General features: G+C 38.2%; 7 protein-coding genes. 1 reads left to right on the top strand and 6 read right to left on the bottom strand.

Annotation, left to right across the window (positions count from 1 at the left end; translation table 11 throughout):
- The 3 genes from hemC to hemA all read right to left on the bottom strand — a co-directional run.
- A partial coding sequence (hemC, locus tag V7147_RS20420; RefSeq protein WP_335369652.1) for a hydroxymethylbilane synthase occupies positions 1–685 on the bottom strand: 685 nt, incomplete at its 3' end.
- A 15-nt stretch (positions 686–700) separates the two neighbouring features.
- Entirely contained in the window at positions 701–1,534 is an 834-nt protein-coding gene (locus V7147_RS20415; protein ID WP_335369651.1) for a cytochrome C assembly family protein, read from the bottom strand.
- A 16-nt stretch (positions 1,535–1,550) separates the two neighbouring features.
- Entirely contained in the window at positions 1,551–2,903 is a 1,353-nt protein-coding gene (hemA, locus tag V7147_RS20410; RefSeq protein ID WP_335369650.1) for a glutamyl-tRNA reductase, read from the bottom strand.
- 248 nt (positions 2,904–3,151) lie between these two features.
- Here hemA and V7147_RS20405 point away from each other — a divergent pair, with 248 nt between their 5' ends.
- Entirely contained in the window at positions 3,152–3,637 is a 486-nt protein-coding gene (locus tag V7147_RS20405; protein ID WP_335369649.1) for a LiaI-LiaF-like domain-containing protein, read from the top strand.
- Between the two features lie 51 nt (positions 3,638–3,688).
- Here the strand turns inward: V7147_RS20405 and yihA are convergent, their stop codons facing one another.
- The 3 genes from yihA to lonB all read right to left on the bottom strand — a co-directional run bounded on the left by yihA (position 3,689) and on the right by lonB (position 8,434).
- Positions 3,689–4,285 carry a ribosome biogenesis GTP-binding protein YihA/YsxC gene (gene yihA / locus V7147_RS20400; protein ID WP_335369648.1) on the bottom strand — a complete coding sequence of 199 codons (597 nt, stop codon included), beginning with the start codon at positions 4,283–4,285 and terminating at the stop codon, positions 3,689–3,691.
- A complete protein-coding gene (gene lon / locus V7147_RS20395) occupies positions 4,282–6,606 on the bottom strand; it encodes an endopeptidase La (RefSeq protein WP_335369647.1) in 2,325 nt (774 codons plus the stop codon). Before lon ends, yihA begins: the two co-directional genes overlap by 4 nt.
- A 145-nt stretch (positions 6,607–6,751) precedes the next feature.
- Positions 6,752–8,434: an ATP-dependent protease LonB gene (gene lonB, locus V7147_RS20390; RefSeq protein ID WP_335369646.1), complete on the bottom strand. Its 1,683-nt coding sequence runs from the start codon at positions 8,432–8,434 to the stop codon at positions 6,752–6,754.
- Positions 8,435–8,548: the final 114 nt, after the last annotated feature.

The following is an 8,548-nucleotide window of genomic DNA, read 5'->3' as shown; positions in this document are numbered from 1 at the left end:
CTTCAACCGTCTTTTGTGTATATTCATCATTTAATTTTGATAATAAAAGTAAAATATCAGCATCGTCTTCGCGGCATTCAATTGCTAGAGCACCTTGACCAACTGCAGGTAGACAAACTTCAGGCTCCACAAATTCCGATACTACATTATCAGACCATCCCAGACGCTTTAAGCCTGCCGCAGCCAATACGATCGCATCATAGTCTTCAGTTTCTAGCTTTGAAAGTCTTGTATCGATGTTTCCGCGAATCCATTTAATTTCGATATCATTTCTTTTTGCCAGGAGCTGTGCACTTCTACGTAAGCTGCTTGTTCCAACAATTGCCCCACTAGGAAGCTTTTCAAATGATATATTTTCCTTTGAGATGATGACATCACGGTGGTCTTCGCGCTTCGGTACACATCCAATAACAAGTCCTTCAGGTAACAAAGCAGGCATATCCTTCATACTGTGAACAGCCATATCAATTTCCTTATCATATAAGGCTTGTTCAATTTCTTTTACGAACAGGCCTTTGCCGCCAACCTTTGATAAAGTAACGTCGAGAATTTTATCACCTTTTGTAACGATTTCCTTTACCTCAAACTCATAAGGTAAACCTAGATTCTTAAGCTGCTCGATCACCCAGTTTGTTTGTGTAATCGCCAATTTACTTCTTCGAGAACCGACAATAATTTTTCTCATAAATGCTCCTCCTGTCTATGTAAGCCAAAAATGAAAATTCGATAAGCTTCCGAATAAAAAGAAATTAACAAGTAAAAGTAAAAATGCTCCTATATTCCAGTAGGCAATTGTTTTTCCTTGGAGCTTTTGGACAACCCTTTTATATAGAAAAAATAGATAGATAACCAAAACAAAAAAGGAACCTAACACCTTCGCATCGTAAAAATAAAAATTCTCTACCTTAATATAGGCCCATAACACTCCTAAAATAAGCGCCAATAAAAGCATGGGCACCCCAATAAGATTCAATACATAAGACATATAATCAAGCTTTGATAAATCATCAAGTCTTAGTAGTCGTTTTCCCCATTTTTTTTGTTTCAACAAATTATATTGGATTAAGTAAAGGATTGAAAAAACAAAAGATATTGAAAATGCCCCATACGAAAGAATTGCCATCGAAATATGAATCATGAGTAACTCTGAAAATAGCTGACTTTCAAGCGCACTCGAACCGTGCTGACCTGGTGCAAATGTATGTAATGCCATCATGAAAAAACCTAATAAATTTGTAAAAAAAACAATGAAATCAACTCTTAAAAACTTGTTTAAAATTAAAGAGAGTGTAATCAACACCCATGCATAAAAATAGAGTCCTTCAAACATGGACAAGATCGGCAATCTACCTGTATTCAGCATTCGCGTCAACAGAAAGATTGATTGAATGATCCATACAAATGCAAGTAACCAGAAGGCAAACTTATTCACCTTCCGGTTATTATGAAGAAAGTCTATAAAATAAAGTAGGACACTTAAAGCATAGAGAATTACGGTAAACTCATGTAATCTCGTTACATTCATCTCTACCATATCGATTTACCCCTCATTATGAATGTAGAGAAGGCTGCTGTCTGTTTACTGCTACCCTGTTCAAATTGCCCTTTTCCTTCTGCATCCCTATCTCAGAAACAACCGCTTCTTCAATATCAAAAATCTTCATAAATAATCCAAGAGATTCCTCAGCGTTAGGCTGTGCAGCAAGTTCCTTTGCTTGTAAAATAGGGTCCCGTAACAGCTGATTTATGATACTCTTAGTATGTTTGTTCAAGACTTTTCTCTCACGATCAGAAAGGTTAGGCATTTTGCGTTCAATGCTCTCCATTGTTTCAGCTTGAATGGCTAAGGCCTTATTGCGTAACGCTGAAATCACTGGTACAACACCTAAAGTATTCAACCAATTCTTGAATTCAACAATTTCATTTTCAATCATGAGTTCAATTTCTTCAGCCGCTACTTTACGCTCCTGAAGATTGGCTTCCACGATTCCTTCTAAATCATCGATATCATATAAAAAGACGCTTTCTAAATCGGCAAGACCTGGATCTAAGTCTCTTGGTACTGCAATATCAACCATAAATAAAGGACGACCCTTTCTCATCCTTTCAACATCTTGCATCATTTCTTTTGTGACAACATAACCTTTCGCACCTGTCGAACTAATCATGATATCAGCCTCAACTAAGGCACATTGAAGTTCCTCGATTGCTCTTGCTTCTCCTTGGAACTTGTCAGCAAGGCTTTGTGCCTTTTCTAAGGTACGATTCATGACAGTTACTTTTCCCACACCAGAACCATGTAGGTTTTGCGCAGCCAATTCGCCCATCTTTCCAGCACCTAGAATGAGGACATTTTTATTCGAAAGATCACCAAAAATCTTTTTCGCAAGTTCAACAGCAGCATAACTTACTGAAACAGCGTTTGAACCAATTTCCGTTTCAGAATGTGCACGTTTTGCTAGTGTTATCGATTGTTTAAAAAGGTGGTTAAAAACAGTTCCTGATGTACCTTGGTCTTGTGCAGCTAGAAAGCTTGAACGTACTTGTCCAAGGATTTGCGTTTCACCAACAACCATCGAATTCAACCCGCTTGTAACATGAAACAGGTGATCGACGGCACCTTCTTCTTCAAAGATATTCAAATACGGTGTAAATTCATCTTTATCAATTCCAAACCACTGTGAAAGGAAATCTTTAATATAATAACGTCCTGTATGCAATTGGTCGACAACAGCATATATTTCTGTTCGGTTACAAGTTGAAACAATTATGTTTTCTAAAATGCTTTTTTTACCTTTTAATTCCTTCATTGCTTGTACAATGCTTTCCGAATCAAAAGTTAATTTTTCACGTATTTCAACAGGGGCTGTTTTATAATTTAGTCCGACCATAATTGTATGCATAATCTTTCACCCCAACTTTTTATTAATGATATGAATTTCGTTCAAAAAACTATTACTATTATACCATGTACGATGTGAGCGATTGTCGAAAAATGTGTGAACAGTTTTTGACAACCTATGCTAATATAAATTTAGAATAATATGTACATATAAATGCGTTTTATACTTATAAATAAGTTTGTCTTGACTTCAATCGTTACATTAACAAAAAAGCATTGTTAAATCAAGTAACTAGCATGGGGGACTATATGAAAAAAAATAATCTCTTTTCTGGTATCATCCTTGTCGGATTTGGATTCTATCTTTTACTTCAACAATTGGGCATACCAGTATTTACTAACTTCTTTTCGTGGCAAACACTCGTCATCATTGTTGGGCTTGCTTTTCTTGTACAGGCGTATGTTGAAAACAATCCAAATAGTATCTTACCTGGTGTCATTCTAGTTGGCTTTGGATTTCATTTTCATGGTATCAATCAACTTGGATTCTGGTCAAAGCAGCCTGGTACTTTATTATTCATCGTTGGTCTTGGAATGCTATTTACATATTTTAAGACGAAAAATGGACTATTCCATAGCGTCGTTCTTTTATTAATATCATTACTGTTTTTGAATTATGGCCAATTCATGAGCTGGCTAGGATTTTTAAAAGGTGGGTTTTCATTCATTCTTAATTATTGGCCCCTTCTCCTCGTAGGGATTGGCTTTTATTTATTATTCATTAAGAAAAAGTAAATTATACCAGGCTAGTAGCAAGAAGGATAAAAAACAGCTAAAGCGGATGCTTTAGCTGTTTTCTTTTTTCATATACGATTGTAAGACGGTCCAGGCTTCATCCTTTCCTAAACCCGTTTCTGATGAAAATTTGATGAGATGATCCCCTGGATCAAGCTCAAGCGTCTCGCGAACCACCTTCAGATGTTTATCCCATTTTCCTTTTGGAATTTTATCTGCCTTAGTCGCAATCACGACAACTGGTATTTCATAATGCTTTGCAAAATCATACATAAGCACATCATCATTGGTTGGGGGATGGCGTAAATCAACAATGAGAACAACTGCTTTAAGTGGTTCACGCGTTGTTAAATACGTCTCGATCATTTTCCCCCATGCTTCTCTTTCCTTCTTAGACACCTTGGCATACCCATAACCTGGTACATCCACAAAATACAAAAGTTCATTGATTAGGAAAAAGTTTAAGGTTTGCGTTTTACCAGGCTTTGATGACGTACGAGCCAGTGCTTTACGATTAAGCATTTTATTAATAAACGATGATTTTCCAACATTCGAACGACCTGCCATTGCAAATTCAGGTAAATCTCCTTCAGGATATTGTTCCGGTCTAACAGCACTTATTACGATATCTGCACTAGTAACTTTCATTTTTTCTCCTCTACTAACGCATGTTTTAAGACTTCATCTAAATGGGAAACCGGAACAAATTCCACATCATCTCTTACGCTCTCAGGGATATCCTCAAGGTCCTTTTCGTTTTCCTTTGGAAATAGGATTTTCGTTAAGCCGGCACGATGGGCGCTGAGTGATTTTTCCTTCAAGCCACCAATTGGCAGAACACGTCCTCTTAACGTAATCTCACCCGTCATTCCAACTTCCTTGCGAACAGCCCTTCCCGTTAAAGCGGAAATAAGTGCAGTTGCGATTGTAATCCCTGCTGATGGCCCATCCTTTGGAACAGCACCTTCTGGAACGTGAATATGGATATCATTTTTCTCATTAAAATCTGGATCAATTTTTAATTCTTGTGCTTTAGATCGAATGTAACTAAAGGCTGCTTGAGCAGATTCCTTCATAACATCGCCAAGCTTCCCAGTAAGGACAAGCTTTCCTTTACCTGGTGCTAAGGAAACCTCGATTGAAAGTGTATCTCCACCGAATACTGTATAGGCTAGCCCAGTAGCTACACCCACTTGATCCTCGATTTCTGCTTGACCATAGCGGAATACCTGTTTGCCTAAAAATTCAACAACATTTTTATCGGTTATGATAACGCGTTTCTTTTCACCTGACACAATAATTTTAGCAACCTTACGACAGACTTTCGCAATTTGACGCTCAAGTCCACGAACACCGGCCTCTCTCGTGTAATAGCGAATAATATTTAAAAGAGCATCTTCTCGTATTTGTAATTTCCCTTTTGTTAACCCATGTTCTTCAAGCTGTTTTGGCAATAAATGATCTTTGGCAATATGGACCTTTTCAAGCTCCGTGTAACCCGCGATTGTGATAATTTCCATACGATCACGAAGTGGTCCAGGAATTGTAGCCAAATTATTTGCCGTCGCAATAAACATAACCTTTGATAAATCATAAGGTTCTTCAATAAAATGATCACTGAAGTTGAAGTTTTGTTCAGGGTCTAATACTTCAAGCATCGCTGCTGATGGATCTCCTCTAAAGTCATTTGACATTTTATCAATTTCATCTAATAAAAAGACTGGATTAATTGTACCTGCTTTTTTCATCCCTTGGATAATGCGACCAGGCATTGCTCCGACATAAGTTCTACGATGACCTCGAATTTCGGATTCATCACGAACACCACCGAGCGAAACACGAACAAAGTTTCGACCAAGTGATTTTGCCACTGATTTAGCTAAAGATGTTTTACCAACCCCAGGAGGTCCAGCTAAACATAAAATAGGTCCCTTTAAGGAATTGGTTAACTGTTGAACTGCTAAGTATTCAAGAACTCTTTCTTTGACCTTTTCTAGTCCAAAATGGTCTTTTTCGAGAATTTCTTCTGCACGATGAATATCTAGACGATCTTCGGTGGCTTTTGTCCATGGCAATGCTAAAAGCCATTCAATATAATTCCGAATCACTGCACTTTCTGCAGAGGTTTGCGGAATTTTTTCATAACGGTCTAGTTCCTTTAATGCTACTTCCTTAACATGCTCAGGCATCCCTGCAGCTTCTATTTTTTCTTTGAGGGTGGATACTTCACCCGTTTTACCTTCTTTATCCCCTAATTCCTTTTGGATGGCCTTCATTTGCTCGCGAAGATAGTATTCCTTTTGAGTTCTTTCCATCGAACGCTTCACACGTTGACCAATCTTCTTTTCAAGACTTAGAACTTCTTTTTCATTATTTATGATCGTGATCACTTTATTCATTCTTTCACGAACATCAATCGTTTCAAGAATATCCTGCTTTTCTTGAAGCTTAAGCGGAATATGAGAGGCGATAATATCTGCCATTCTCCCTGGTTCCTCAATATCAGTAACAGATGTGTATGTTTCAGTTGAAATTTTCTTTGAAAGCTTTATGTATTGTTCGAAATACTCAAGCATCATTCGCATGAGCGCTTCTGCTTCAACATCCTTTGTCTCATCTTCTTCAAATGTTTTTACTTTCACAGAATAATAGCTATCGTTGTCATAGATCTCTTTTATTTCTGCACGGTAAAGCCCTTCAACTAATACACGTATTGTGCCATTTGGAAGCTTGAGCATTTGTTTTACTTGCGTTAATGTTCCTATGTTATAAATATCATCCTTTGTAGGATCGTCAATAGCGACATCTTTTTGGGTAGTTAAAAAAATGATATGGTCTTCTACCATTGCTTTTTCCAATGCTTGCACCGATTTGTCACGCCCAACGTCTAGATGCAACACCATCGTAGGATAGACAAGCAATCCGCGAAGTGGTAAAAGAGGAACAATGATTTCTTTTTTTCTTGTCATTGTCAAACACCTCAAAATTGAATATAGTCCTTAAATGTAAATTTTATCTTATTTGAAAGCTAGTGTCTATTTTAGCGGTTTTTTCTTTAAGAAAATAGAAAAAAGACTTCGACGCTCCTTTTTAGTATGTCGAAGTCTTTCTATTTTAAACTGACTCTGTTTTTGTATAATTGGTTGAAGCCGGAATGATTGATTGTTTGGATTGCTTCCCGCGCTCTGGTGTTTCAATTGCGATTTTAAAGACCTCTTCAAGGTTGGTAACCGGAATAATTTCAATCCCTTCAATTTCCTTTAAAATGGACTGCATATTCTCTTCAGGAATAATGACCTTATTCGCTCCTGCCTGTTTTGCTGCCTTTATTTTCGGTACAACACCACCGATTGGTTTTACATTCCCATGAATACTGATTTCACCTGTCATAGCAACCTTATGGTCAACTGGGAACTTATGAATTGCCGAATAAATACCTGTTGCCATTGCAATCCCCGCAGATGGTCCGTCAATAGGAATTCCACCAGGGAAATTAACATGGATATCATAATCATGTGCAGGAACGCCCATAGAACGAAGTACAGTAATCACATTTTCAATCGAGCCCTTCGCCATACTTTTTCTTCGCACTGATTTTCCACGGTCCCCAATACTTTCTTCCTCTACAATACCCGTTATATTTATCGTTCCTTTATCTTTAGCGGCAGGAATAACAGTTACCTCAATTTCTAACAGTGCGCCCGTATTGGGTCCATATACCGCTAAGCCGTTTACAAGACCTACTCTGGCACTTGGATAAATCTTTTTATCATAGCGTGGTGTTAACTGGCTGGAATGAAGGACCCATTCAATATCTTCGTCCCTTATAAAATCACGTTCCTCCGAAATAGCGATTCCCGCTGCGATTTGAACCATGTTGACGACTTCACGTCCATTGCGCGCGTAGGAAGCAAGTGTAGCTATGCCTTTCTCTGTTGCTTGCATCCTCACTTTATCGAGCGCCTTTCTTGTTACAACTGCTAATTCATCCTGATCCAATTCACGGAAAAACACCTCAAGACAACGTGATCGAATAGCTGGTGGAAGTTCGCTTGGTGTTCTTGTTGTGGCACCTATCATCCGAAAATCAGCTGGTAATCCATTTTTAAAAATATCATGTATATGTGTTGGGATTTGCGTATTTTCCTCACTGTAATATGCACTTTCAAGAAATACTTTACGGTCCTCTAATACTTTAAGCATTTTATTCATTTGAATCGGATGAAGCTCACCAATTTCATCAATAAATAATACTCCGCCATGAGCATGTGTCACTGCTCCAGGCTTTGGCTGAGGAATTCCTGCTTGGCCCATCGCACCTGCACCTTGATAAATCGGATCATGAACAGAGCCAATTAAAGGGTCGGCAATTCCACGTTCATCGAATCTTGCGGTTGTTGCATCTAGTTCTACAAAAACAGCCGACTGCTTAAATGGTGACTTTGAATTTCGTTTTGCTTCTTCCATCACGAGCCTAGCTGCTGCTGTTTTCCCTACGCCCGGTGGTCCGTAAATGATGACATGCTGGGGATTTGGTCCACATAGTGCGGCCTTTAATGACTTTATGCCATCCTCCTGGCCAACGATATCTGAAAAACTAGTTGGTCGTACTCGCTCAGCTAGAGGTTCTGTTAAGGAAATAGACCTCATCTTCCGAAGTTGCTCCATTTCTTTTCTAGACTCTTTATCTATAGATACCTTTTGAGTTCGCTGGTTTTTAAGGAGATTCCAAAAATAAAGCCCGATGATCACTCCAAAGAATAGCTGTACGAATAAAACTATACCTGTCCAACTCATATTATTCCTCCTGCTCTCAGTAGACTACTATCTGCTATTATCTCCTGAGTAAAGGTGGAATAAACCAATTTTGAAGGATTTTTAACTATTGATCAAGGACTAAGAACGCCACTT

It is taken from the genome of Bacillus sp. JJ1521 (assembly GCF_036965165.1).
Taxonomy (GTDB): domain Bacteria; phylum Bacillota; class Bacilli; order Bacillales; family Bacillaceae_L; genus Ferdinandcohnia.
This window is presented reverse-complemented; position numbering and strand designations above follow the sequence as displayed.

Coding starts and splice junctions, on each gene's coding strand:
- V7147_RS20415 (WP_335369651.1), bottom strand. CDS start 1,534: ATGGTAGAGATGAATGTAACGAGATTACATGAGTTTACCGTAATTCTC.
- hemA (WP_335369650.1), bottom strand. CDS start 2,903: ATGCATACAATTATGGTCGGACTAAATTATAAAACAGCCCCTGTTGAA.
- V7147_RS20405 (WP_335369649.1), top strand. CDS start 3,152: ATGAAAAAAAATAATCTCTTTTCTGGTATCATCCTTGTCGGATTTGGA.
- yihA (WP_335369648.1), bottom strand. CDS start 4,285: ATGAAAGTTACTAGTGCAGATATCGTAATAAGTGCTGTTAGACCGGAA.
- lon (WP_335369647.1), bottom strand. CDS start 6,606: ATGACAAGAAAAAAAGAAATCATTGTTCCTCTTTTACCACTTCGCGGA.
- lonB (WP_335369646.1), bottom strand. CDS start 8,434: ATGAGTTGGACAGGTATAGTTTTATTCGTACAGCTATTCTTTGGAGTG.